Source organism: Hymenobacter convexus, from assembly GCF_030580955.1.
Classification (GTDB): Bacteria; Bacteroidota; Bacteroidia; order Cytophagales; family Hymenobacteraceae; genus Hymenobacter.
Genome location: NZ_JAUQON010000004.1, coordinates 532,568 through 555,177, shown reverse-complemented (window position 1 = coordinate 555,177; position 22,610 = coordinate 532,568). Strand labels below are relative to the sequence as shown.

Sequence of the window (22,610 nt, the reverse complement as noted above, 5' to 3'; positions counted from 1 at the left end):
GTTGAACGGCTTGGGTAAAACGGTACGGAATGGCTTTGAAATGCCGCTTTGATGCCACCTATCCAACGCCGGAGACGCGAAGTATCGCGTCTCTACAACCCCAATTGCCCATTACCGTTCAGCCCATCACCGGCCCGCGCCGGGCTTTCGCTTTTGCATGAGAAAATACCGCTTACTCCCCGCCGTTGCGCTGGCATTGTTCCTGATGACGCTGGCCGCCTGCACTGCCACCAAGCCCGTCGCCAACCCGAAACTGGTGGTGCTGGGCCACGCCGGCTCCGGCTTTTACACCCCCATCAGCCCCTTCAACTACCGCCCGCCGAGCAGCTGGCGCGGCATTCGGCGCGCCCTGCTGCGCGGGGCCGACGGCGTGGAAATCGACCTGCAAATGAGCCGCGACAGCGTGGTGATGCTCTACCACGACCAAAAAATGGAGGACGGCAGCACCGCCGCGGGCTGCATCAGCCAGCGCACCGCGGCCGAAATCACGCAGGCCCGCTACCGCGGCGGCTTCCCCTACGACCTCATCCAAAAGGAGCGCCCCATCAGCTTCGACACGCTCCTGGCACGCCTCAACCGCTGGCCCAGCTTTCCCTACATTCACCTCGACCTGCATGAGGACGACCAGTGCCTGCCCGCCGGCCATCAGCACGACCGCACCCCGCTGCTCGTCCGCCAGATTGCCCGCAGCCTGGCCCGCTACCACGTACCGCCCGCCAAAGTCCTCTTCATCACCCAGGAAGGGCCCACCATCACGCTGGCCCGCGCCGCTATGCCGGGGGTGCGCGTCGGCCTCGAAATCGCCTCCGACGAATTTGCCTTCGGCCTGAAAGTAGCCAAAACTGAGCGGGTGCATACCGTAGTGCTCGACGCCGACCGCGTGACACCCGAGCAAAGCGCGCAGGCCCACGCCGCCGGCCTCACGGTGGTGGTGTTTGGTGGCCGCTCGCCCAAGGACCTGCGCCGCGTGCTCGCCACCCAGCCCGACGAGATTGAGGTGGACAATGTGAAGCGCTTGCTGCAAATGCAGGGCCGGGGCCAGAAATAGCGCCGTCCGGGAGTGGGTTTGATGGCGACGAAGCCGGCCATTACCTTCGCCGTTCATCAGCCTTACAATCTATGCCCGGCATGAAATCAGTTTTACTGTTTGCGGTGGTGCTCGGCGCCACGGCCACGCACGTCTGCGCCCAGCAGGTGGGGGCTTCGTACCCGGTGTGGTCGGAAGTCGACAAAGCCCGTTACGCCACCATCATTGCGGACACTTCCTACATCAAGCAGCACTACAAAAAAACGGAATTCCAGGTGCCCATGCGCGACGGGGTAAAGCTCTACACCATCGTGTACGCGCCGAATGATGCCGACCAGGTGCGCTACCCCATCATGCTGAACCGCACGCCCTACGCCATCGGGCCCTATAAATCGGCCCGTATGAAGCTGAACCTGGGCCCCAGCACCGAAATGATGCACGAGGGCTACATTTTCGTGTACCAGGACGTGCGCGGGCGCTACATGAGCGAAGGCCAGTTCATTGACGTGCGCCCCGAAAAGGAAGTGCACAAGGGCAAAACCGATGTGGACGAAGGCACCGACACCTTCGATACCATCGAGTGGCTGCTCAAGAACAAGCAGGCACCCAAGAGCAACGGCCGCGTGGGCCAGTGGGGCATCAGCTACCCCGGCTACTACACCGCCACCGGCCTGCTGGCCCGCCACCCGGCCCTGAAAGCCGCCTCGCCCCAGGCACCCATCGCCGACTGGTTCTGGGACGACTTCCACCACAACGGCGCGTTTTTCCTGCCCCACGCCTTCAATTTCCTGGCCTCGTTTGGCCTGCCCCGGCCGCAGCCCACGCCCACCGGCAACCCCGCCTTTAAGCACGGCACACCCGATGGCTACGACTTCTTCCTGAAAATGGGCCCGCTGAAAAACGCCGATGCCCGCTACTACAAGGGCCAGGTCAGCTTCTGGAACGACCTGATGCAGCACCCCAACTACGACGAGTTCTGGCAGGCGCGCGACCTGCGGCCCCACCTCAAAAACCTGCAGCCCGGCACGGCCGTGCTCACCGTGGGCGGCTTCAACGACGCTGAGGACTTGTTCGGCGCTTTGCACATCTACAGCGCCATCGAAAAGCAGAACCCGGGCCTGCGCAACAGCCTGGTGATGGGCCCCTGGGTGCACGGCGGCTGGGCCCGCGGGTCGGGCGAAATCGTGGGCAACGTGGCCTACGGCGACGCGCCCTCCTTCTATTACCAGAAAGAAATCGAAGCCAAATTCTTCAAGTCTTACCTGAAAAACGGCAAGCCGGCCGACCTGCCCGAAGCCACCGTGTTTGAAAGCGGCACCAATCAGTGGCGCACCTTCGATGCCTGGCCGCCCAAAGCCGCGCAGGACCGCACACTCTACTTCCAGCCCGGCGGCAAAATCAGCTTCGACAAACCCGCCGGCGGCCCCGAGTTCGACCAGTTTCTGAGCGACCCGGCCCACCCCGTGCCCTTTTCCGAAGTCACCACCACGGGCATGACCCGCGAGTACATGACCGACGACCAGCGCTTCGCCAGCCGCCGCCCCGACGTGCTCACCTACCAAACCGACGTTCTCACCGCCCCGCTCACCCTGGCCGGCCCCATCGAGGCGCTGCTGCAGGTAGCTACCACCGGCACCGATGCCGACTGGGTGGTGAAAATCATCGACGTGTACCCCGACAACACCCCCGACAACCCGCGCCTCAATCCCAGCGTGCACCTCGGCGGCTACCAGCAAATGGTGCGCTCCGAGGTGATGCGCGGCCGCTTCCGCAACAGCTTCAGCAAGCCCGAGCCCTTCGTGCCCGGCCAGGTTACGCCCGTGCCCTTCACCGTGCAGGACCTGATGCACACCTTCCAGCCCGGCCACCGCCTCATGGTGCAGGTGCAAAGCACCTGGTTCCCGCTCGTCGACCGCAACCCGCAGAAGTACGTCGACAACATCTACAAGGCCGATGAAGCCGATTTCCAAACCGCTACGCACCGTTTGTATCACTCGGCTGCCAATGCCTCGCAACTGGCGGTGAAGGTGCTGCCGTAGCAACAGCCGCCCGTCGCGCCCGCTTGTCATCGCGAGTGGAGCGCAGCACAACGTGGCAATCCGTCCTCTCTCGGTGACCAACTCCGAGACGTGACACGGACTTTCTTAAAACGTAAAAAGCCCCGTCTCTACGCAGAGCCGGGGCTTTTCACTTCAGAAGGCTAGTCGCTGAGAGAGGACGGATTGCCGCGTTGTGCTGCGCTCCACTCGCAATGACAGGCGATTTACTTACCCATCTTCTTGGCCTGCGCCATCAGCTCCTCGTTCATTTTCACGTACTCGCCATTCGGCGGCGTGGCGGCCAGCGCGGCTTTCTTCGAGGCTTCGGCGGCTTTGGTAGCACCGGCGTAATCCTTCATTTTCAGGCGGATTTTGGCTTCCGTGTTCAGGTTCCAGTACTTGGTGGGCTCGGCGGCGTTGGCCTTTTCCATCCAGGTCACGGCCTGCTTCAGGTCCTTGTTGTTGTCGTAGTAATACACGGCGGCGGCGGCCAGGTCGGCGGGAGCGGGAGTGGCGGCTTTGATGACTTTCTCGTCAATCTGGGCCATCACCTTGCTTTCCACATCGGCGGTGATTTTGAACTTAGCGCCGGTGTTTTCCCACTCCATGGCCACGTTGGCGGTGGCGGGCGTCAGGTCGGTGAAGGCGATGGTGAAGGTTTCGACCTTGCTGCCAGCCACCTTGTAGGGCTTAATGGTGAAGCGGGCCACGTCTTGGTCGTCCTTGAAACCGTCCACGTCGGCGCCCTGCTTGAGGCTTTTGTTCAGCACCACGGTCCATTCGCCGGGGCGCGGCACGGTGTAGATGCCGTACTCGCCGGCCGGAATCTTCTTGCCTTCGATGGTCACGTCATCGGAGAATTTGATGCTGGTGGTGGCGTTGGCGCCAGTGCGCCAGCGCTTGCCATTCGGCACCAACGAGTTGTCGCTGCCGAAAATGCTGCGGCCCTTGGCGCTGGGCCGCGAGTACACGATGGTGACATCAGTGAGGCCCACGCGTTGCGTAATGGTGCTTTGGGGGCTGGCCGCGGGCGTGCGGATTTGGGCGTGGGCAGCCGGAGCGGCCAGCAGGGTAGCGGCCGTTGCCACAGCGACGGAGAAACTCAGGAAGTGCTTGCTCATCAGTAAGGAGAGAGTGAGGGAGAGTTGTTGAGGGGCTAAAAATACGAAACCCGCGCTTGGGGCGCGGGTTTTTAGGTTTAGCCTGCCTGAATAATGATGGGGCCGGGCGGTAAATCGCCCGCAGCCAGCAGCGTGTTGATTTGGGTAGAAAGTTTTGTCAACTCAGTGTAGGTATTAATGGGGGCATTCAACACAAATACCGTTAGGGTGTACTTCTCGAAATTCTGCTGGTGCTGCAGGTTTTTATCAAACGTCAATAGCGCCTCAAAGCCTTCAGCCACCATCAGTTTCAGGAGTTCTCCGTTCTTGATGCCATTCCACTGTTTGTCGCGCACCGTGAAAATGTCGTGGTCGACGAAATCCTGTTTCAAGTGCTTGGGCAGGTTTTCATCAAGCAACAGCCGCATACAGTTGGGCTACGTTGGCGGAGGTAAGCAGCTTGGTGGCCGCTTCAAGTAGCGCAATGGCCTGCGCTTTGGAAACCGTGGGGAAATCATCCAGAAACTCGTCCACCGAAACTCCCGCTTCCAGATGGTCAAACAGAGTCTCGATGGGCACGCGGGTACCGGTAAAAACGGGCTGACCGCCGAGAATATCGGGGTCAATGGTGATGAGGGCGTGGAGGTCCATGAGGTAAAAATACGAAACCCGCGCTCGGGGCGCGGGTTCCATGAAAATGATAAGTATTGTGCTCTACGTCAGTTCAAACTGCAACCGCAGCAGATTCGCATACAGCCCGCCCTCGCGCTCGCTCAGCTCCTCGTGCGAGCCGGCCTCCACGATGCGGCCGCCGTCGATGACCAGGATTTTGTCGACTTTGCGGATGGTGCTCAGGCGGTGGGCGATAATGAGGCTGGTGCGGTGCTGCATCAGCTCGTCGAGGGCGCCTTGCACCAGCTTTTCGCTTTCGCTGTCTAGGGAGGACGTGGCTTCGTCCAGAATCAGGATGGCGGGGTTTTTCAGGATGGCGCGGGCAATGGCCACGCGTTGGCGCTGCCCGCCCGAGAGCTTGATGCCGCGGTCGCCCACCACCGTATCGAGCGCCTCGGGGAAGGCTTGGATAAATTGCCAGGCATTGGCGCGCTCGGCCGCTTCGATGATTTCGGCGTCGCTGGCGCCGGGCTTGCCGTAGGCAATATTCTCGCGAATGGTGCCGCCAAAGAGCAGCGTTTCCTGCGGCACAATGCCGATGTGGCGGCGCAGGGCTGTGAGGTCGTAAGCATCTATGTCGTGGCCATCGACCACGATGCGGCCGCCGCTGAGCGGATAAAACTGCATCAGCAGGCCGGCAATGGTGCTTTTGCCCGCGCCGCTGGGGCCCACGAGGGCAATTTTCTCGCCCGCTGCAATGTGAAAGTTGATGTCTTTGAGCACTGGCACGTCGGGCCGGGTGGGGTAGCGGAAGGCCACGTGCTCGTACCGGATATCGCCCTGAATGCGGGCCGGCGTGAGCCCCACGGCCGGCTCGATATGGGTGGGCTCGGGGGCTTCGTCGAGGATTTCGAGGATGCGCTCGGAGGCGCCCAGCGTGCTCTGCACTTTGCCGTACAGCTCGCCCAAGCCGGCCACCGAGGCACCGATGTAGGCCGTGAGGATGATGAACGTCACCAAGTCACCGATTTCGAGGTGGTTGGGGTCGCCCGGGGGCGTGTGTACCAGTGTGGCCCCGCGCCACAACACCAGAATAATGCCGCCAAACAGGCCGATGATGACAAACGACACAAAGCCACCGCGGTAGAGGTTGCTTTGCAGCGCCGCCCGCACCACCTTGCCTAGGGACAGGTTGTAACGGGCGGTTTCGAACTTCTCATTGGTGTAGGCCTTCACCGAATTGATGGCTTGCAGGGTTTCCTCCACAATGGTGTTGGTGTGCGCCAGTTCCTGCTGTACGGTCTTCGACAGGTTGCGGATTTTGCGGCCGAACAGGCCCGCCGCCAGCACGATGGGGGGAAACGTAAGCAGCATAAACGCCGACAGCCGCCACGACACAAACATGATGAAGCCAATGCCGACCACGAGCGTAAACACCTGCCGGAACAGCTCGGCCAGCGTCAGCGAAAACGAATCCTGAATCTGGGAAACGTCGCTGGTAATGCGCGACGTGATGGCCCCCACGCGGTTTTTCTCGAAGAACGGAATGGGCAGTTGCACAAACTTGGCGTAGAGCGCCTGGCGAATGTCGCGCACCGAGAACTCGCTCACCTGCGTGAAAAACCAGATGCGCCCAAACGAAAAAAGCCCCTGCAACACCGTGACCAGGAAAAGCCCCAACGCAATGCGGTTAATGTCGAGCACCAGCCCGCCAAATATTAAGGGCTTGCCAGTGGCCGCATTCACCAGCTTGCCGGCTATCCACGGGAAAGACATGGTGCTCAGGCTGCTGAGCACCAGCAAAGCCATGCCCACGGCAAACTTGCTGCGGTAGGGCAGCACGTAGCGGAATATGCGCAGGCCGCGCTTGAGGGATTCCCGGGTTACTTTCGGTTTGGGCAGGTCGGCGGCAACGTCGTTGCCACTGGTATTAAGTCCACTACGGGCCATCGGGTCTTATCTAATCAACTAATTATAACGCGGCAATTTCTGCCGTCGGGCATGAGGCGCGGGTGAAGCGCTGGAGTGGGAACATCACCCTACGGCCCGTCATGCAGCGCGCAGCAAAGTATAACGGGCTTTTAAGGCATGTCAGCCGCCCATTACTTCACGCGCCGGCCCGACGCGGGCGAGGGCCGGTTGTTCATTTCAATCTTCATGTTGCCCGCGCCGCCGAACGGCACCGGCAGCTGAATGAGCACGGGCAGCGGCCGGCCTTTGCGCATGGCCGGTTGCCAGCCCGTGAGCAGCGGCACCACGCGCAGGGCCTCGGCGTCGCACTCCGGCGAGAGCGACTTGGCCACCACCGGGTTGCTCACCGTGCCATCCGCATTCACCGTGGCCGTCACCAGCACAATTCCGCTGAGCTGTTTGACGCGCGCGGCGTCGGGATATTTTATATTATCCAGAAAAAACAGGCCCAGGGCCTGCTCGCCGCCGGGGTACACCGGGGCGCGGTCGGGGCGGTTGGCAGCCGAATGGGCCTGCACCTGCATGTTGTCGGCCTTCAGGATGATGGGCTGTTGCGGGGTAGTGGCCGGCGCCGTTTGAGCCAGCGCCGATGAAACCGAGGCCAGCATCAGCAGGCCGGTGAGGATAGTCTTATTCATGATTGATTAAACCGCGGTTTGCGAAAGGGGGTTCACCGCCGCTGGGCGCGAAATGGCCAGCAGGCCCAGGTACACCAGCGCGCCGTTGAGCAGCAGGATTTCGAAGCCAAACTTGTAGCCGTTTAGCCACTCCACGGAGTGCGTCACGATGAGCAGCGTGAGCAGCACGGCCGCCGTGCAGGTGGGCAGCACCAGCCGGTCGCGCAGCTGCCGCTGGGTGAGAATGCCGAAGGCAAACAGGCCCAACAGCGGCCCGTAAGTGAAGCCGGCCGCCTTGTACACGGCATCAATCAGGCTTTGCTCGTTGAGGGCGCGGAAGATGAGGATGATGACGATGAGCACCACCGACCAGCCCAGGTGCGTGAGCTGGCGCAGGCGCGTCTGCCGGGCCTCGGGGTACTTCTGAATGTCGAGAAAGTCGACGCAAAACGAGGTGGTGAGCGAGGTGAGGGCCGAATCGGCCGAGGCGTAGGTGACGGCGATAATGCCCAGAATGAAGATGATACCCGCCGCCAGCGAGAACTGCGTGGTGGCCAGGAAGGGGAATACTTTGTCGGTATCGAGGGTGCCTTTGAGATTCAAAAGCTGCTTCATCTCGGTGAGGTGCAGGCCGCGGGCGGCGGCGTACTGGTACATAAGCACGCCCAAAGTGAGGAACAGAATATTGACGCTCACGATGACCGGCGTGAACCAGAATAGATTTTTCTGGGCCTCGCCGAGGCTGCGGCAGCTCAGGTTTTTCTGCATCAAATCCTGGTCGAGGCCCGTCATCACAATGGTGATGAACATGCCCGAGGCAAACTGCTTCCAGAAGAACTTGTCGTCGCGCACATCCGAGAAATAGATTTGCGACATGGGGCTTTCGCGCACCGCCGTCACCAGCTGCTTGAAGGAATAATTCAGCGCATCGGCCATGAAGTAGATGCTCAGCGCCACGCAGCTCAGCATGGCCAGCGTCTGGAAAGTATCGGTCCAGAGGATGGTTTTCAGGCCGCCCTTAAAGGTGTAGAGGTAGATGAACAGGATGCTGACCACAACAGTGACCGAAAACGGCACGCCCATGGCATCGAACACGGCCAGTTGCAACACGCCCGCCACCAAATACAGCCGCAGGGCCGAGCCCAGCGAGCGCGAAATCAGGAAAAACAGCGCGCCAGTCTTGTAGCTCCAGTAGCCAAAGCGCTGGTCCAGATAGGAGTAGATGCTCACCAGCCGCAGCCGGTAATAGAGCGGCATGAGCACGGTGCCAATCACCACGTAGCCCGCCACGAAGCCCATGGCCACCGCCAGGTAGCTCCAGCTTTTGCCGTACACGTTGCCCGGCACCGAGATGAAGGTGACGCCCGACAGCGAGGTGCCAATCATGGCAAACGCCACCATGTACCACGGCGCGTTGCGGTTGGCCACGAAGAAGCTTTCGCTGGTGGCGCCCCGCGAAGTGAGCACCGCAATGATGATGAGAACGGCAAAATAGCCCGCGACCAGGCTTAAAACGAGAGTTGGCGACATTTAATCAGGGTGGGAGGGTTCGGGAGCAGAAGGGCGGAAGTCTGGAAAGTCAATCGGGAACAAAGGTCGTTAGAATAACTCATGCCCTCTTACCCAGCTGCCCGACATTCCCCAAAAAGCTATTCCCAGTCTTGCCAGCGCAGCACCTCGCCCACGGCGGGGGCGTGCAGCTCGCCGCGCAGCATGCCCCCGGCCGCCACATCTGTGAGCTGGCGCAGGGGCTCAGAGGCGGGCTCGTCGCTCAGGGCGAAAGTGCCGTAGTGCATAGGCACCACGTGGCCGGCGCGCAGCACGTTGGCCGCTTTGGCGGCCTCGTGGGGGTTCACGTGGCTTTTGGCCATCATGTAGGCCGGCTTGTAGGCCCCGATGGGCATGAGGGCAATATCGATAGGGCCGAAGCGGGCTTCGATGGCCTCGAAGTGGTCGGCATAGGCGGTGTCGCCGGCAAAGTAGATGAGCTTTTCGCTGCGCTTGTCCCGAATCAGAAAGCTGCCCCAGAGCACCTGGTTCAGGTCCAGCAGGCCGCGGCGGTGCCAGTGAGCGGCGGGCAGGTAGCTGATTTCCAACGGTGTATCAGGTCCTAGGTCGTATTGCTGCCACCAGCCGGCTTCCTGCACCGGCAGGCCCGGCGCCATGCCGCGCAGCAGCGGCGCCATGCGCAACGATGACAGCACTTGCATCTCGGGGTTCTGCGTGGCCAAGAGCTTGATGGATTTTTCGTCCAAGTGGTCGCGGTGGCCGTGCGAGAGCAGCAGGTAGTCGATGCTGCGAATGGCCTCGGGCGGGCAGGGGAGGGCGTGGCGGTGGCGCAAACCCAGCGAGCTGAACAGCACCGGGTCGAAAAGCAGCGAAATACCGTTTACCCGCAACAAAAAGCAGGAATGGCCCAGCCACACCAGCATATCCTCGGTGGCCGAAAACGCGGTGGTGCAGTCCACTACAGTAGGCGCCCAGGTATCTGCTTTTTTCTCGGCCTTCTGCGGGTTGGTTTCGAGCTGCCACTTCAGCACCGTGCCGAAACTGGGCTCAAAAAGCTCCTCGCCATTGGCGAACTCGTTGCCGAACAGCTTGTTGCCGGGGTATCCGGGCCGCACGGTGGGCAGGGCGTCGTTGCGGAGGTAAGAAATGCGGGGAGGCATTGAAGGGATGAAAAACGTGAAATGAGCAGACTTCAGCAGGTGAAGCAGGTTAGCACGGTCATGCTGAGCGCAGCCGAAGCATCTCTACCGCGGTGGTAAATAGATTGCATTGCGCGGTAGAGATGCTTCGGCTGCGCTCAGCATGATGTTCCAACAAAAGCCAGCGATTTCCTAACTAACTATCTGCCTTCAGGTTTTGCGAATCTCGTCTTTCAGATGCTCAATGAGCTGCACAAATTCCGGCCGGGCCTGAATGCCGGGCTGCCAGGCCAGGCCCATCTGGGCGAGGTTGTACTGGTGCTGCTTGCTGATGGTGGCGCCCGCCAGGCACTGCCCGGCGGCGTCGCGCTCAGGCCCCAGCAGCCACAGGGTATCCGACAAGGCCGTGGTGGTGGCCAAATCGTGCGATACAATGACGACGGTGTTCAGCTCGTCCAGGGCCGTGACTTCGAGGATGATTTTTTTCACCTCGTCAATCATGGCAATGTCGAGGCCGGAAAAGGGCTCGTCCAGAATGATGAGGTGCTCGGAGCACAGCAACTGCTGGGCAATGGCCGCCCGCTGCCGCTGCCCGCCCGAGAGCTGGGCGGGGTACTTGCGCCGGTGCTGCGCCAAGTCGAAGCGGGTGAGGAAGTCTTCGACGCGGGCCTTGGCTTCGGCCGGCGCGTGCTTGCGGCCCGCGGCCACCAGCAGGTTGTCGAGCAGGGTGCGGTGGTCGAACAGCGGGTAGCGCTGCTGCACGAAGCCGACGTCGCCGGGGCACACCGGGCGCGCCGGGTCGGCCACCAGCACGGTGCCGGTGGTGGGGGGCAGCAGCCCCGCAATGATGCGGCATAGCACCGACTTGCCAATGCCCGAGCGACCATAAAACCCCACCACCTGCCCCTGGCTCAGGCCCGGCCGCACCACGTTCAGCACATCCAGGCTGATATCGCGCAGGATGACTTCGCCCCCGAACTGCATGGAAATGTCCCGCAGCGTCAGAATGGGCTCTTTGTAAGAGAAATCCGTCATTATTTCGCTGCTCTGAGTTCGGAGTAAGGAAAAAACATGCGCCGCAGAAAGGCGAATAAATAGTCCTGCAAGGCGCCGGTGGCGAGAATGACAATTTGGATGGCCACGACGCCGGCCAAATGCAGGTAGCGGTTTTGCTTATAGAGCAGCAGGCCGATGCCGCCCTCGGACTGGTAGAGCGTTTCGACCAGCGTAATCATGGTCCAGATAATGGCGAAGTTCTGGCGCACCACTTCGAGCATCTCATCGAGCTTGCCCAGCACCACCACTTCGTAGAAGCTGCGCCACTCGCTCATGCCCAGGGTGCGGGCGTGGTCCATTTCCTCCTGCGTGGTGGTCAGAATCACGCTCGTCATGCCCGTCACCAGGTACACGGTGGCGCCAAAGACCAAAACCGAAAGCTTCACCTGGTGGCCCGAGCTCAGCATCAGGGCCATGAAGAAGGTCAGGCCGGTCAGGGTGAGGTAGCGCATCTTGGAGGCCGCGTAGGCGATGGGCCGGAAGAAGGGCAGCGCCGTGAGGTACGATATGAGCAGTGCCAGCACCGTGGCAATGCCCAGGGCGCCCAGCGCCGTGGTCAGGCTGGCCCACAGTTCCTGAATCAGGCCCTGCGTCGTCACCAGCTCTTTAAACGAGGCCACGACTTCGCCCAGGCTGGGGAACAGCTGCAAGGGGTAAAACAGCCACAGCAGCAGCAAAAACAGCACCTGGCACGCCACCATGGTGAGAAACACCGAAGGCCGGGGCTTGGCATTGGGCACGAATAAGTCTTTAATCATAGCAAGGAAAGCACGACAGTAGGGAAAGAAACAAAGAACGTCATGCTGAGCTTGTCGAAGGATGTCCACCGGGCAAGTAAATAATTACTGTTGCGGTAGAGATGCTTCGACAAGCTCAGCATGACGTTCTGATTAGCAATTCAGCGCTTAGTTGCCCAGCACGATTTCCACGCGGCGGTTTTTGGCTTTGCCCGCGGGTGTGCTGTTGCTCTCCAACGGTTCGGTGGCGCCGTGGGCATACACCTGGATGCGGCCTTCGGGGAAGGCGCTACGGCTCTTGGTTTCCAGCCATTGGCGCACGGCCATGGCCCGGTCTTCCGAAAGCTGCTGGTTTTTCTCGGGGGCACCCGAGTTATCGGTGTGGCCGTGCACGGCCACTTTGAGGTTGCCGGCCACCACGAGGTCATCAAACAGCTGGTTCAATTCGCGCTCGGCATTCGGGGTGAAGGTGCTTTGGCCCGAGTTGAACTCAATGTTCCAGGCGCGCTTGCTCACGTTGCGCCGGATTTCGTCGCCCGCCGCAAACTTCTGAGTTTCGGCCGGGGCCACGGTTTTGCCCTTGTATTGCTCCTGCAGTTTCTTCAGCGGCGTCAGGTCCAGCATGTCGTTCAGGGGCACGTAGGTCGGCAATTCCTTGGGGTAGAGCTTGCTCTGCACGTCGCCAAAGGCCTTATACACCGAGGCGTAGATGTTGGTGCCGCCTTCGTTCAGCCCGAACAGGTTCAGGTTGTCGGCGAAGTTGAACACCTTGCTGCCGCCCAGCTCCACCACGTCGCCGTTGCGGTCGGCCTCGCTCACCCCTTTGTAATACTTCAGCCAGTAGGCGCCGTTTTTGTCCTTGTCGCCATACACATCCGCCGAAATGTCGGCGGCACGGGTCAGGGCCTCGGGGTGCGATTTTACCTGGTCGCCGGCCACGGCGTGGGCCAGAATGATGCCTTCCACCTCTTTCTGGTGGGCGTCGTACCAACGCTTGGTGGTCACCATGATGTTGGGCATCTGGTTCGAGTATTCTTTGGTGCTCACGATGCTCACCAGGCCGCCTTTTTGCTTGGCGATATTCACGTCGCCGGGCGTCCAGGTGGCCACGGCGTCGGCCACCACGTCCACCTTCACGCCGGTGTTCTTGCCGTCCACAATCTTGTCGCGGCTTTCGGGCTTGCCGAGGATGTACTTCTCAGCGGCCACCAGGAAGTCGCTGGCCGACATAAAGTTTACGGCCTGCGGGTCGTAGGTGGTTTCGTCGGGGTTGACTTTGAGGCCGTTGTCGGCGCACCACTTCAGGGCGATGTTCTGGTCGCCGTCGCGCAGGTAGCAGGCCACGGTTTTGCCCAAAGCCAGCTTGGGGTTGTCGAGCCATTCCTTCGGGCCCATTAGCTTGTCTTCACCGTAGCTCTTGCCCACCGAATACGGAATGATTTGCAGCTGGGTGCCGGCCTTTTTCAGCTCTGTTTGCACGGCCGAAAATCCGGGCAGGCCGTCGCCCATGATGCTCACAATCAGGCCCGGCGTGGCGGGGTTGCTTTCCAGGTCAGCCGCGTTTTTTACCAGGTCGGCCTGCATCTTGCTCACGTCGTCCTGGCGCACAATCTGCATGTCGAGGCCGTTGGCCGCCATGGCCGAGCCGGTGGTGGTGCGCGCCCCGCCGTTGGCCAGCATGCCGGCCATCTGGCTGTTCCAGGCCATCACTTCCCACACCACGGGCGTGCCCTTCTCAGCGGGGGAGGAGCCCGGCAGCGGGGCCAGCGGCACTACGGTATTAACGCCGTTGCCGCCCGAGGCAGTCGGCAGTTCAATGGAGTTGAGCAGCACCGATTCCGTAGCCGCCTTCTTGAAGAGCAGGTTGCTGGAAGTGAGTTTGTTGATGCCAAAATACAGCCCTACCAATACGATAATGGCAATGAGGACTTTCCCGCGTGTGGTCATGTAGAAGAATTAGGTATCGGTGTTGAAGTTGGAGATGACGAGAACGGCCAGCGCTTAGTCCAGCAGCTTGCCGTAGGCGTCGTCGGTGGCTTTGGCCGTGGCCGCAGTGTTGCTGAGGCGCACCGGCGGCTCATTGTCCATAATGGCGTTGAAGTCGCCGTTCTGGTACTTGCTGAGCAGAGCCTGGCCTTTCTCGCTCATCACGCCGTTCTGGATGTCCATCTCCTTGACGAACTCCTGCGAGTAGCGCATGGCCTGCTTGATTTGGCCCAGTTGCTGGGCCATGTCCTGGGCCACGCGGTCGGTGGCCAAGTCGAAGAAGTACTTCTTGTCCGGGTCGCCGCGCAAAATGTTCATCGCCGCGCGCATGCCCGAGCTGGTGCGCTTGACCAGCTCGTACTCGTCCTTGAGCAGGTTGACCTTGAACTTGCTGCCGTCAATCTGGCGCAGGGCGGCCTTGAGAATCTGGCGCATCACCACCGAGACGTTGGCCGTGGTGGTGGCCATGGGCTGCAGGCGCTTGTTGTAGTCCTCCAACTGGGCGGCCCGGCTGGCGTAGCTCTCGGCTGCGTCTTTTTCGCCCTGGCGCACGGCCGAATCAGCCAGGGCCAGGTATTCCTGCATCTGGGCGCGGTTGGCGTCCATTTTGCGCTTCACCAGCTGGCTGGCGCCTTCGATGTGGCCCACTTCCTCCTCCATGTTGCGGGCTTCTTTCTCGGTGTTCGAGATGTAGTCTTCCATGATGCCGATGGGGTCCGTCTTCACAAACAGGCCCGCTGCCGTCCGGAAAATGCGCTGCCCCAGATACCACAGCCCGGCCTGAATGCGCTTATTGGTAGCCAGCAAAAACAGCACGAACAGTACCCCCAGGCCAATGCCTAGCTTCACTGTATCGAAAACAATATCAATCAGATAGGGTAGAATCTGGCCCCAGTAATACACGCCCATGCCGGCGAGCACGGCCACAAAAACCCAGGCGGCCACTTTTTCAGGCTTCTGCCAGGAGGGAAGGCCGTCGGAAGGCGATGGCGGGCCCAGTAAAGGTGTATTCATCAAACAGGGTAAAGGATTCGGTTACTTGGCGGTGTTCAAAAAGGCCTCCGCGGCCTTGTGGTGGGCTTGCAGCTCCGACATAGCTGCGGAGTTGGCCAATTCGTAGCTGGCCAGCGCGGACTGGGTTTTTTGGCGTTCCTCGGCCAGCTGCTGCTGGGTCTGGAGGAGCTGTTGCTGCTTGGCCTGGAGCTGGCGGGTGAGGTCGGCGAGGTCGGCGGCGAGCTTCTTTTCCTGGGCCGTGAGCTGCACCACCGCGCTGGGCGCCGCGCCGGGCACGGTCACCTCGCCCATTTTCTCGCGGTGCCGGCTCAGCACTTTGTCGCGGTCGGTGGCCAGGGCCTGCTCAAACTGCGAAGCCGACGCCAGCAGCGCCGGCACCGAGCTGCCATTCACCGCCGAGAAGGCGTTGAAAGCCGTTTGGTAGAGCAGCGGGCCCGACATGCCCGCCGCGGCCATGCTCTTCACCATCTTCATGTAGGCTCCGAAATCCTTGCCATCGCCGGCCAGCAGGCCCGCAATGTGGTCGAGGTGGCGCTGCTCGGCCTGCGTCACGGCCGGCGCCGCGAAAGGAGCCGGTGTAGCGCCCGCCGCCGGCGCGGGCGGCTGCGAAGTCCCAAACTGCGCAGTGGGCGGGGTGTTGGGCGCCGGAGCCCCTTCTTCAGGCTCAATAAAAAACTCTTTGGCGGCGTGGGTGAGCTTCTCGAAGATTTCCATAAAGAGAAAGGAATAAAACGCGTGGCAGGACGAAGCGAACGGGTGAAATTAATCGATATGGGCTGGCATCGTGCTGAAAGCAAGGAGGCCCAGCCAAAGGTAAATATATTAGCCACTCCGCCGCGCTTGGGCCGACGTAAAAAAGGCCCTACTGAAACAACCCGTGCCCTCGCACAAGCCTTTTCAGTAGGGCCTTTCCAGGCTAAAGTCGCTTTAGTTGGAAGCCTGGCTGGCCAGCCAAGCCTCGCGCAAGGCCTTCTGGGCCGGCGAGTACACCATTTTCTCCACCGATTCCACCGGCTTCACGCCCACGTTGGGGTCTTCGGCCAAAATGAGTTGGGTGGTGCGCTCCACACCGCCGCGGGTTTTCACCTTCACAAACACCACGTCGCTGGGCGAGTGCTTGTGCAGCACGCCGTCGAGGTCGCCCCGGCTTTTGAGCTCCTTGCCATCGAGCACCAGCAGCTGGTCGCCGCGGTCGATGCCGGCCTTGTAGAGGCCCGAGCCGATGGTGGTGTTGTGCGCCACAATGCAGCGGCCTTCCTCGTCAAACTCTACCTGGTTGGGCAGCGCCGCGCCCAGCACCCGGGTCGGAATCACGGCCAGGCCGGCCACCAGCAGGTTTTCGCTGAAGCGGGGCGTCTCGCGGCCGTACACGTACTGGCGGAAGAAGCGCCCGGCAAACACCGTGTCCTTGCTCACCTCGCCCAGCACGCGCTGCAAATCCTTCACCGTGTAGGGCGCGGCCGGCGCGTAGTTTTCCTGCTTCGAGCCGTACTGCTGCCACATGGCCTGCATGAACTTGTCGAGCGACGAGCGGTGAAACTGCCGCAGCTGCATGTCGAGTACCAGCGCCAAACCGGCGCCCTGCGTGTAGTACGACAGCGTGGTGTTCACCGCGTTGGTGGGCGCGCTGGTGGCGGCGCCATCAATGAAAGTGGCCTGGCGGCTCATGTCGATGGCCGAGGCGTAGCGGGCGCCGGGGGCGTTCTGGCGCTGGTTTACCCAGTTGCTGATGTCTTCAAAAAACTCCTCGTCTTCAATGAGTTTGGCCCGGCGCAGGCTCAGCCGGCCGTAGTACTGCGTAAAGCCTTCGGCAAACCACAGCGCGTCGCTCATGTTGGCGCGCTGGAAGTCAAACGGCTCTAAATCGCGCGGGCGCAGGCGCTCCACGTTCCAGGCATGGAAAAACTCGTGCGCCACGGTGCCCAGGTTGCGGGTGGCGTCCTCGTCTTTGAGGGTGCGCGAGCTTGTAACGGAAGTGGAATTACGGTGCTCCATGCCGTCGCCGGTGGCTTGGCTCAGGTAGTCGGCCACGAAGGTGTAGCGCCCGAAATCAAACTTTGGCAGCTCGCCAAAAATGGCTTTTTCCTCCTTCACCACCTTCTGCACTTTCTTGGCATAGGCGTCAATTTCGCTGTTCGAACCCTGGTAGAGCACCGACAGCTCAATGGTCTGGTCGCCCTCTTGCCACGTGCGCAGCTGCTGCACGCCCAGCGATACCGGGCTATCCATCAAATACTGAAAGTTCGGGGCCGAATACACCGTCTTATCAGCGCCGGAGCGCAGCTGCGTGGCCACTTTCCAGGTAGCGGGCAGCTCAAACTTGATTTCGGCCGCCCGGTCTTCCAGGCCGGTGGCGTAGCACAGCGCGGCGGGTAGGTTGAGGTGGGCGTGCTGCTGGTCGATGCCCACGTAGGTGCCGTCGGTCTGGTCGCCATACAGGGTGTAGCTGAAAATGACCGTGCCGTCGGCGGCCGGCGTCACGTCCCAGCCGTAGGGGTCGGGCCGGTTGAGCGGCAGCGGGTGGTTGGCGCCGTCGGTGGCCACCACGTAGTACACGTTTTTCGAAAAGTCGTGCACCGAGTAGCGCCCCGGCGAACTGCGGGCCATGCGCACGTGCAGCGGCCCGCCGGGCAGCCCCGAGAAGGTGGCCGTCACCTTGGCCTCGTGGTGTACCGCGTTGGGAAAGGCCATGGTGTAGCGCACCGCCGGCCCCGCGCCCGCCGTTTGCGCGTGAGCATCAAGGGCTTCGAAAGAAAGCAGCGCGAGTAGAATAGGGGCGAGGTTTCGCATAGTAGAAATGATAGGGAAACAAGTTATAAGCCAGCCGGCGTATGTGCCGCGCAGCCACAAAGTTGCGGAAAATTTACAATAAAATTCAAGAAATTGGGTAGCAGAACCCAATTTGTAATGATAAAATTATGTTTTAAGAATCTTGCGGCTGATTATTAAATATCAGAGACAAAGTCAATTCCGGCTTTCGGTAAACACGACGGCCTCCATGGACTTGGCAAAAAACAAGAATGATTGCTGCGGCTGCAAGCCCAGCTTGCCCAGCTCCGTCCGCAAATCGGGCAGCGAGCGGGCCCGCAGGCCGGTCGTGAGCCGAAAAAACAGGTACATCGCCGCCAGCAGCCACCGGCGCCACCCGCCCCGGGCCGGCCGGAAATCGGCCAGCAGCCACGGTGCGTCCGCACGCTGCGCTTGCCGCAGCTGCGCCAAAGCCACCGGCAGCTCCGGCTGGGCAATGCAGTCGAGCACAAAAAAGGTGATGATGGTGTCGAACCGTTCCGTCGGTTGCAGCGCCGCCTGGGTACCGTGCCGAAACGCTACCTGATGGGCGGCCTGCGGGCACTCGCGGGCCAGCCGCTGGCGTGCCCGGGCCAGCATTTTCGGCGAGGCCTCCAAGTAAAGCACCGTGGACTGCGGCCGGCGGCGCAATACTTCGGTGAGTACCCACCCGGTGCCGCCGCCCAAAATCAGCACGTGCGGCGCGGCCTGGGGGGGCAGGCCGGCCAGGGCCGCGCGCTGCGTCAGGCGTTGGGCCGGTCCAAATACCAAGCCGGCCAAGGCGTCGTAACACCAGGCCACGCGGTCGAAACCCGTCGGGTTTTCCGCTTCGGCAGGTTTGGGAGAGGACTTTGGCTGCTCAAACACGCCGAAATACGCAGGGACACGAAAAAAATATCAGGCAGCAAGTAACTGAAAAACAATCGGGCGTGTGGCCGGGAGGACCCGACAGCCGAAAAAAAAGAAGTAAAAGTTGCGCCGGGGTTAACGGAGGCTATATCTTTGTACCATCAAAAGGCCGCACTGCTTCACTGGTAGCACGGCTTTTTAGCCCCAACTGCGCTTGTGGCGAAATTGGTAGACGCGCTGTCTTCAGGCGGCAGTTCCGCAAGGTGTGAGAGTTCGAGTCTCTCCGAGCGCACGTTTAGAAAAGCCAGCCCCCACGGGCTGGCTTTTTCTGTTTTGCGTATCAACGTTTTTCACGCTATTTCGAAGCGTAGGCCCGTCCATGAATCGCCTTACTTCCCGCTTACTCACGCTGGCCGGCCTGCTCACGGCCGAAGTAGCCCTAGGGCTGGCGATGTTCGTGGCGGCGTTTGCCGGATTTTTCTATATGGCGCGGGTGGTGTTTGTGCACCATTCCCAAGCCCTCGATACGTGGGCCTTCGCCACCGTCGATGCTTGGCAACAGGCGCATCCCTGGGCCGAAGGGCCCATCAATTTCGTCACGTTCTTCGCCTCGCTGCCGTTTTTGCTGCCGGCCACCATCATCGGGCCGCTGGTCATGCGCCGCTTCGGCCACCCGCGCGAAGCCTGGGAGTGGCTGCTGGCCATGGCCGGCAGCGTGCTGCTCAATCAACTCCTGAAACTGTATTTCAACCGGCCCCGGCCCGTCAATACTTTGCTGCACACCTACGGCCTGAGCTTTCCGAGCGGGCACGCTATGCTGGGCCTTACGTTTTACGGCTGCCTGGCCTGGCTGCTGGCGCGGCACCTGCGGCAGCGCCGCTGGGTGGCGCCGCTGCTACTCTGGGCGGGCCTCATTGGCGTCACGCGGGTGTGTCTGCACGCCCACTACGCCACCGATGTGCTGGCGGGCTTTGCCGGCGGCGCAGCCTGGCTGGTGGCCTTCCGGGCCGGTTTGAAACTGTTCTGGAAGGAAGAAAAAGCGGTGTTGGAGTGAGATTCTTAATATAGAAAACCGTCATCCTGAGCGCAGCGAAGGACCTTCTCACGTCAGTATGCAATAAATGGTGCTATTGACGTGAAAAGGTCCTTCGCTGCGCTTAGGATGACAGGAGATTATCTTGTCATCTACACAATGCGCACGCGTACCCGCAGCGCCAGCAGGCCCTTCACGCCCTGTAGCTCTTCCAGCTCCAACTCCTCGACGCCGGGTTCCAGCAGGCCGCGGTCCTGGAGGTAGTCGATGTACTCGTAGTACTCCACGGCTTCGCGGGTTTGGGCGTATACCAACGCAATGGTGCCGGGCTGGGTGAGGCGCTCGCCGGTGCCCATCACCGTGGCTTTGTCGATGCGCTTCTTGATGATTTCGTAGCGGATGTTGTAGGCGCCGTCCACGTCGAACTGCCGTTCATCTTGCCGAAACCGGATGCTAAGCGGCTGGCCGTGAATGAGGATGAGCTGCGTTGTGTCTAGGGGCACGGGCAGCGTTTCCTTGAGGGCGGCGGTGCGGCGCGTAATTTCCACCATGGTGAGGAGCTGCCACAGGCGCAGGTTTTTCAGGAAAACCAGGTCGAAGGTTTTGTGCTCCACCAGCGTGCTGCCCACGTAAATGTTGAACTCCACGCCATCGGTTTTGTAGCGTTGGAAATAGTGCGGATACATCTGCTGGGCCTTTTCCTCTTCCTCGTCGAGGTAGTCACTCACGGCATCGTTAAGGGTCGTCACGCTCGTCTCAAAATCCTGCCGGCGCTTATACAGAATGCCCAGCTTGGGGTCGATGTTGCTCCAGTACTTCGTGATGATGGGCCGCAGCTCGGGCGTGTGCACGGCCAGATACTCAAACAGCGGTTCCACCTCGCGCTTCAGCGAATCGTAAATGTTGGCCTCGTCGCCCGTGAGCATGCCTTCGTGCAGCCGCTTCAGGTGCTTGGTGACGTAGAACTTCAACTCGTCCAGAATCGGCAGTTCCTGAAATTCGGACGCTTTTTTTAGCACCTTGTTGGCGAGGGTAAGGTGCTCAATCAGGTCGCCCTGAATGGCTTCGTTGCGCACGGTGCTGCTGCTGCGAATGTCGCAGGAGCCGTGCAGCGGGTACACGTCCTCGAACACAATGGGCTCCATCTCGGCCGTGCGGTTGCCGGCGTCGAGCTTGCCGAGCAAGTTGCGGGCCGCGTCCATAAACCGCCACTCCATGGTGGGGTGAATGGCCGTGAATTTCTCTCGAATAATGGATTGCACGCGCGCCTGCAGGTCTTCGGCGTTGCGCTTCACGGCCACCGCAAACAGCGGCACAAACTGCGACACCTTGTCCATGTCGAACTCGTCGAGCGCGTTCACGTCGGGCGTGCCCAGCTCCAGCAGGCCAACCGTGTCGTTGCCGTAGGGCAGCAGGGCAAGAATGGCCGAATTGATGCCCAGGCCCATAATCTGCTGCCGCAAATCCTCAGGCAGGTCCGACGTGGCCACATCTTTCAGCACCAGCGGCTCCTTTTCGCGCAGCAGGCGTTCGTAAATCTGCCGGAAGCTGCCGTCGGCTGCGTTGCCTTGCACCTGTTTGGTGAGAAAGCTGTGGTTGATTTTATGGCCGAAATCCACAAACGCCCGCTTCTTCTCGTCGTAGGCCGCAATGCCCAGCTGCAGCGACGGCTGCGCAAACAGCACCCGCAGCTTCTCCTGAATCTGCTCGAAACGGGCCGGGGTTTGCAGCACGTCGCGCTCCAGCAGGTCGTATTTCAGCTCCGACAGGATTTCCTGGTCGGTGATATCCACCAGTTGCAGCAGGTTGAAGCCCTCCAGCTCGAAGTGCTCGGGCGGCAGCAGCTCGCGCCACAGCTCGGGCCGGTGGCGGTTGTGCACCAGCATTTCCAGCTGTTCGGGCGTGAGCACGGGCGGTTCGCCCACCACTTTGACGGTGATAAAATCGGAATTGAAATCGACGCCGTAGTGGCGGTAAAGGCCGATTTTATAATCGGGCACGGTGAACACAATGGTGCCCAGCGGCGGAATTTCGGCGCCGTATACCCGATTGAGTACCAGGTGGTAGGCCATCAGGCCCATCTGCCGCTCCATGGCCGCCATGTCAATGTTGAGCGGCTGCTTGATGCTGCGGTCCTTGCTCAGCATCACCTCCTCAAACAGCTTGGTGGAGTAGAAGCTGTACCGCTGGAAAGGCCCTATCACCCCGCTGATGTCCGTCGAAAACGAGGCCGGCGGAAACACGGCCAGCATCAGCGTTTCCACGAAATCACAGTTGGCTTCCAGCACCGCACAGTCGGCCAGAGGGCCGCGGCTCCAGGGTGCCTGGGCCACCTGCTGGCCAATGGCTTCGGCCAGCAGCCGCACGCCCGCGTTGGGCGAGTCCTCCCGCTTTTTCCAGTAGGCAATCAGCGGCTCCAGGCTGAGCGTGGAACGAAACGGAAACGAAGTAGGGGCGGCATTGGTGCGCGAGTCGGGCACCGCCAGGGCCAGGGACAGAGAAGAATCAACAGCCATAGGAACGAGAAACACCGGTATTTGCCCAATCGTTGCAGCGCGGCTCGTACTATACGTGCCGCGCACCCGGCTCGGCTACTTGGTTACCCTCAAGATAGGATTTGCGCGCAGGTCAACTGTTTTGCCTCTGACAACGGCCGTCTTGGTAATGTTGCGGTAACTGGTGCAACAGCCGCTGGTTTTCACATATTCTCCCTGCACGTGTAAGTCTTCAAGAGCCAGCACTTCGGTCGGAACCCCCTTGTTGATACCGTTGGGATGCGTCAAATACTGCACCACGTAGCGGTAAGCTCCCAAGTTGGCATTGCCCACCCGCGAAAACGGCGTGCTGTTGTTCAGCACAATGATGGAGTCGCTCACTTGAAGGCCCGAACGGGCGAGCGTTACGTTCTCGGGGCGGGTGCTGGACGTGTAATCCTTGGGGTAGCGCAACAGAATGACGGTGTCCAGGTCGGCAGCGCTGAACCGGGATAAATGCAGCTCGATAGCATCGGCTAGTGGGTCATCGGCCTGGCACACGTCGTTGGCGCAGCAGCCGCCCCAAAGCGCGGAGCCCAGCAGGGCAAAGGCAGAAAAACGAAGAAAGTGCAAGTGGGCCATAGCACCTCAAAGGTAAGG

Annotated in this window: 19 protein-coding genes and 1 tRNA gene; 4 read left to right on the top strand and 16 right to left on the bottom strand. The window is 61.0% G+C overall.

The genetic code is table 11. The annotated features are described in order from the left end of the window. Window positions 1–157: 157 nt before the first annotated feature. Both Q4S41_RS11615 and Q4S41_RS11610 read left to right on the top strand, forming a co-directional pair. The gene (locus Q4S41_RS11615; protein ID WP_305031279.1) at window positions 158–1,048 is read left to right on the top strand and encodes a glycerophosphodiester phosphodiesterase; all 891 of its coding nucleotides are present in this window, start codon (window positions 158–160) and stop codon (window positions 1,046–1,048) included. 80 nt (window positions 1,049–1,128) lie between these two features. After that, window positions 1,129–3,066, top strand: coding sequence for a CocE/NonD family hydrolase (locus Q4S41_RS11610; RefSeq protein ID WP_305031278.1), 1,938 nt, complete (start codon window positions 1,129–1,131; stop codon window positions 3,064–3,066). A gap of 224 nt (window positions 3,067–3,290) precedes the next feature. On the opposite strand, the gene Q4S41_RS11605 is transcribed toward Q4S41_RS11610, so the two are convergent. The 14 genes from Q4S41_RS11605 to Q4S41_RS11540 all read right to left on the bottom strand — a co-directional run bounded on the left by Q4S41_RS11605 (window position 3,291) and on the right by Q4S41_RS11540 (window position 18,461). Continuing rightward, window positions 3,291–4,187: a DUF2911 domain-containing protein gene (locus Q4S41_RS11605; RefSeq protein WP_305031277.1), complete on the bottom strand. Its 897-nt coding sequence runs from the start codon at window positions 4,185–4,187 to the stop codon at window positions 3,291–3,293. A 77-nt stretch (window positions 4,188–4,264) separates the two neighbouring features. Next, window positions 4,265–4,594: a DUF5615 family PIN-like protein gene (locus tag Q4S41_RS11600; protein ID WP_305031276.1), complete on the bottom strand. Its 330-nt coding sequence runs from the start codon at window positions 4,592–4,594 to the stop codon at window positions 4,265–4,267. Next, window positions 4,578–4,817, bottom strand: a complete 240-nt coding sequence (locus tag Q4S41_RS11595) for a DUF433 domain-containing protein (RefSeq protein WP_305031275.1) — start codon at window positions 4,815–4,817, stop codon at window positions 4,578–4,580. The genes Q4S41_RS11600 and Q4S41_RS11595 overlap by 17 nt, the downstream gene beginning before the upstream one ends. A gap of 63 nt (window positions 4,818–4,880) precedes the next feature. Continuing rightward, window positions 4,881–6,728 carry an ABC transporter ATP-binding protein gene (locus Q4S41_RS11590; protein ID WP_305031274.1) on the bottom strand — a complete coding sequence of 616 codons (1,848 nt, stop codon included), beginning with the start codon at window positions 6,726–6,728 and terminating at the stop codon, window positions 4,881–4,883. Between the two features lie 152 nt (window positions 6,729–6,880). Continuing rightward, window positions 6,881–7,387 carry an energy transducer TonB gene (locus tag Q4S41_RS11585; RefSeq protein ID WP_305031273.1) on the bottom strand — a complete coding sequence of 169 codons (507 nt, stop codon included), beginning with the start codon at window positions 7,385–7,387 and terminating at the stop codon, window positions 6,881–6,883. 6 nt (window positions 7,388–7,393) lie between these two features. Then, window positions 7,394–8,896, bottom strand: coding sequence for a sodium:solute symporter (locus Q4S41_RS11580; RefSeq protein WP_305031272.1), 1,503 nt, complete (start codon window positions 8,894–8,896; stop codon window positions 7,394–7,396). Window positions 8,897–9,015: 119 nt separating this feature from the next. Beyond that, window positions 9,016–10,035: an MBL fold metallo-hydrolase gene (locus Q4S41_RS11575; protein ID WP_305031271.1), complete on the bottom strand. Its 1,020-nt coding sequence runs from the start codon at window positions 10,033–10,035 to the stop codon at window positions 9,016–9,018. 189 nt (window positions 10,036–10,224) lie between these two features. Then, window positions 10,225–11,049, bottom strand: coding sequence for an ATP-binding cassette domain-containing protein (locus tag Q4S41_RS11570; RefSeq protein ID WP_305031270.1), 825 nt, complete (start codon window positions 11,047–11,049; stop codon window positions 10,225–10,227). Next, a complete protein-coding gene (locus Q4S41_RS11565) occupies window positions 11,049–11,828 on the bottom strand; it encodes an ABC transporter permease (RefSeq protein ID WP_305031269.1) in 780 nt (259 codons plus the stop codon). Before Q4S41_RS11565 ends, Q4S41_RS11570 begins: the two co-directional genes overlap by 1 nt. A 147-nt stretch (window positions 11,829–11,975) precedes the next feature. Continuing rightward, complete coding sequence (locus Q4S41_RS11560) at window positions 11,976–13,754, bottom strand: OmpA family protein (protein WP_305031268.1); 1,779 nt, start codon at window positions 13,752–13,754, stop codon at window positions 11,976–11,978. A 54-nt stretch (window positions 13,755–13,808) separates the two neighbouring features. Further along, window positions 13,809–14,807: a PspA/IM30 family protein gene (locus Q4S41_RS11555; protein WP_305031267.1), complete on the bottom strand. Its 999-nt coding sequence runs from the start codon at window positions 14,805–14,807 to the stop codon at window positions 13,809–13,811. A gap of 21 nt (window positions 14,808–14,828) precedes the next feature. Then, the gene (locus Q4S41_RS11550; RefSeq protein WP_305031266.1) at window positions 14,829–15,521 is read right to left on the bottom strand and encodes a hypothetical protein; all 693 of its coding nucleotides are present in this window, start codon (window positions 15,519–15,521) and stop codon (window positions 14,829–14,831) included. Between the two features lie 213 nt (window positions 15,522–15,734). Then, complete coding sequence (locus Q4S41_RS11545; RefSeq protein ID WP_305031265.1) at window positions 15,735–17,597, bottom strand: M61 family metallopeptidase; 1,863 nt, start codon at window positions 17,595–17,597, stop codon at window positions 15,735–15,737. Window positions 17,598–17,771: 174 nt separating this feature from the next. Beyond that, window positions 17,772–18,461, bottom strand: a complete 690-nt coding sequence (locus Q4S41_RS11540; protein ID WP_305031264.1) for a class I SAM-dependent methyltransferase — start codon at window positions 18,459–18,461, stop codon at window positions 17,772–17,774. Between the two features lie 192 nt (window positions 18,462–18,653). On the opposite strand from Q4S41_RS11540, the gene Q4S41_RS11535 reads away from it, so the two are divergent. Together Q4S41_RS11535 and Q4S41_RS11530 are read left to right on the top strand one after the other, a co-directional pair. After that, a tRNA-Leu gene (locus tag Q4S41_RS11535) sits at window positions 18,654–18,735 on the top strand. A gap of 87 nt (window positions 18,736–18,822) precedes the next feature. After that, the gene (locus Q4S41_RS11530) at window positions 18,823–19,497 is read left to right on the top strand and encodes a phosphatase PAP2 family protein (protein ID WP_305031263.1); all 675 of its coding nucleotides are present in this window, start codon (window positions 18,823–18,825) and stop codon (window positions 19,495–19,497) included. A gap of 131 nt (window positions 19,498–19,628) precedes the next feature. On the opposite strand, the gene Q4S41_RS11525 is transcribed toward Q4S41_RS11530, so the two are convergent. Together Q4S41_RS11525 and Q4S41_RS11520 are read right to left on the bottom strand one after the other, a co-directional pair. After that, window positions 19,629–21,992, bottom strand: a complete 2,364-nt coding sequence (locus Q4S41_RS11525) for a GAF domain-containing protein (RefSeq protein WP_305031262.1) — start codon at window positions 21,990–21,992, stop codon at window positions 19,629–19,631. Window positions 21,993–22,067: 75 nt separating this feature from the next. Then, window positions 22,068–22,592 (bottom strand): hypothetical protein, encoded by a 525-nt coding sequence (locus Q4S41_RS11520; protein WP_305031261.1) that lies wholly within the window; start codon window positions 22,590–22,592, stop codon window positions 22,068–22,070. Window positions 22,593–22,610 lie beyond the last annotated feature (18 nt).

Excerpts from the sequence above, each read along its gene's own strand:
- Q4S41_RS11595 (WP_305031275.1), bottom strand. The coding sequence starts at position 4,817 with ATGGACCTCCACGCCCTCATCACCATTGACCCCGATATTCTCGGCGGT.
- Q4S41_RS11520 (WP_305031261.1), bottom strand. The coding sequence starts at position 22,592 with ATGGCCCACTTGCACTTTCTTCGTTTTTCTGCCTTTGCCCTGCTGGGC.
- Q4S41_RS11610 (WP_305031278.1), top strand. The coding sequence starts at position 1,129 with ATGAAATCAGTTTTACTGTTTGCGGTGGTGCTCGGCGCCACGGCCACG.
- Q4S41_RS11565 (WP_305031269.1), bottom strand. The coding sequence starts at position 11,828 with ATGATTAAAGACTTATTCGTGCCCAATGCCAAGCCCCGGCCTTCGGTG.
- Q4S41_RS11530 (WP_305031263.1), top strand. The coding sequence starts at position 18,823 with ATGAATCGCCTTACTTCCCGCTTACTCACGCTGGCCGGCCTGCTCACG.
- Q4S41_RS11560 (WP_305031268.1), bottom strand. The coding sequence starts at position 13,754 with ATGACCACACGCGGGAAAGTCCTCATTGCCATTATCGTATTGGTAGGG.
- Q4S41_RS11555 (WP_305031267.1), bottom strand. The coding sequence starts at position 14,807 with ATGAATACACCTTTACTGGGCCCGCCATCGCCTTCCGACGGCCTTCCC.
- Q4S41_RS11600 (WP_305031276.1), bottom strand. The coding sequence starts at position 4,594 with ATGCGGCTGTTGCTTGATGAAAACCTGCCCAAGCACTTGAAACAGGAT.
- Q4S41_RS11575 (WP_305031271.1), bottom strand. The coding sequence starts at position 10,035 with ATGCCTCCCCGCATTTCTTACCTCCGCAACGACGCCCTGCCCACCGTG.
- Q4S41_RS11580 (WP_305031272.1), bottom strand. The coding sequence starts at position 8,896 with ATGTCGCCAACTCTCGTTTTAAGCCTGGTCGCGGGCTATTTTGCCGTT.
- Q4S41_RS11590 (WP_305031274.1), bottom strand. The coding sequence starts at position 6,728 with ATGGCCCGTAGTGGACTTAATACCAGTGGCAACGACGTTGCCGCCGAC.
- Q4S41_RS11615 (WP_305031279.1), top strand. The coding sequence starts at position 158 with ATGAGAAAATACCGCTTACTCCCCGCCGTTGCGCTGGCATTGTTCCTG.
- Q4S41_RS11545 (WP_305031265.1), bottom strand. The coding sequence starts at position 17,597 with ATGCGAAACCTCGCCCCTATTCTACTCGCGCTGCTTTCTTTCGAAGCC.
- Q4S41_RS11525 (WP_305031262.1), bottom strand. The coding sequence starts at position 21,992 with ATGGCTGTTGATTCTTCTCTGTCCCTGGCCCTGGCGGTGCCCGACTCG.
- Q4S41_RS11605 (WP_305031277.1), bottom strand. The coding sequence starts at position 4,187 with ATGAGCAAGCACTTCCTGAGTTTCTCCGTCGCTGTGGCAACGGCCGCT.
- Q4S41_RS11570 (WP_305031270.1), bottom strand. The coding sequence starts at position 11,049 with ATGACGGATTTCTCTTACAAAGAGCCCATTCTGACGCTGCGGGACATT.
- Q4S41_RS11550 (WP_305031266.1), bottom strand. The coding sequence starts at position 15,521 with ATGGAAATCTTCGAGAAGCTCACCCACGCCGCCAAAGAGTTTTTTATT.
- Q4S41_RS11585 (WP_305031273.1), bottom strand. The coding sequence starts at position 7,387 with ATGAATAAGACTATCCTCACCGGCCTGCTGATGCTGGCCTCGGTTTCA.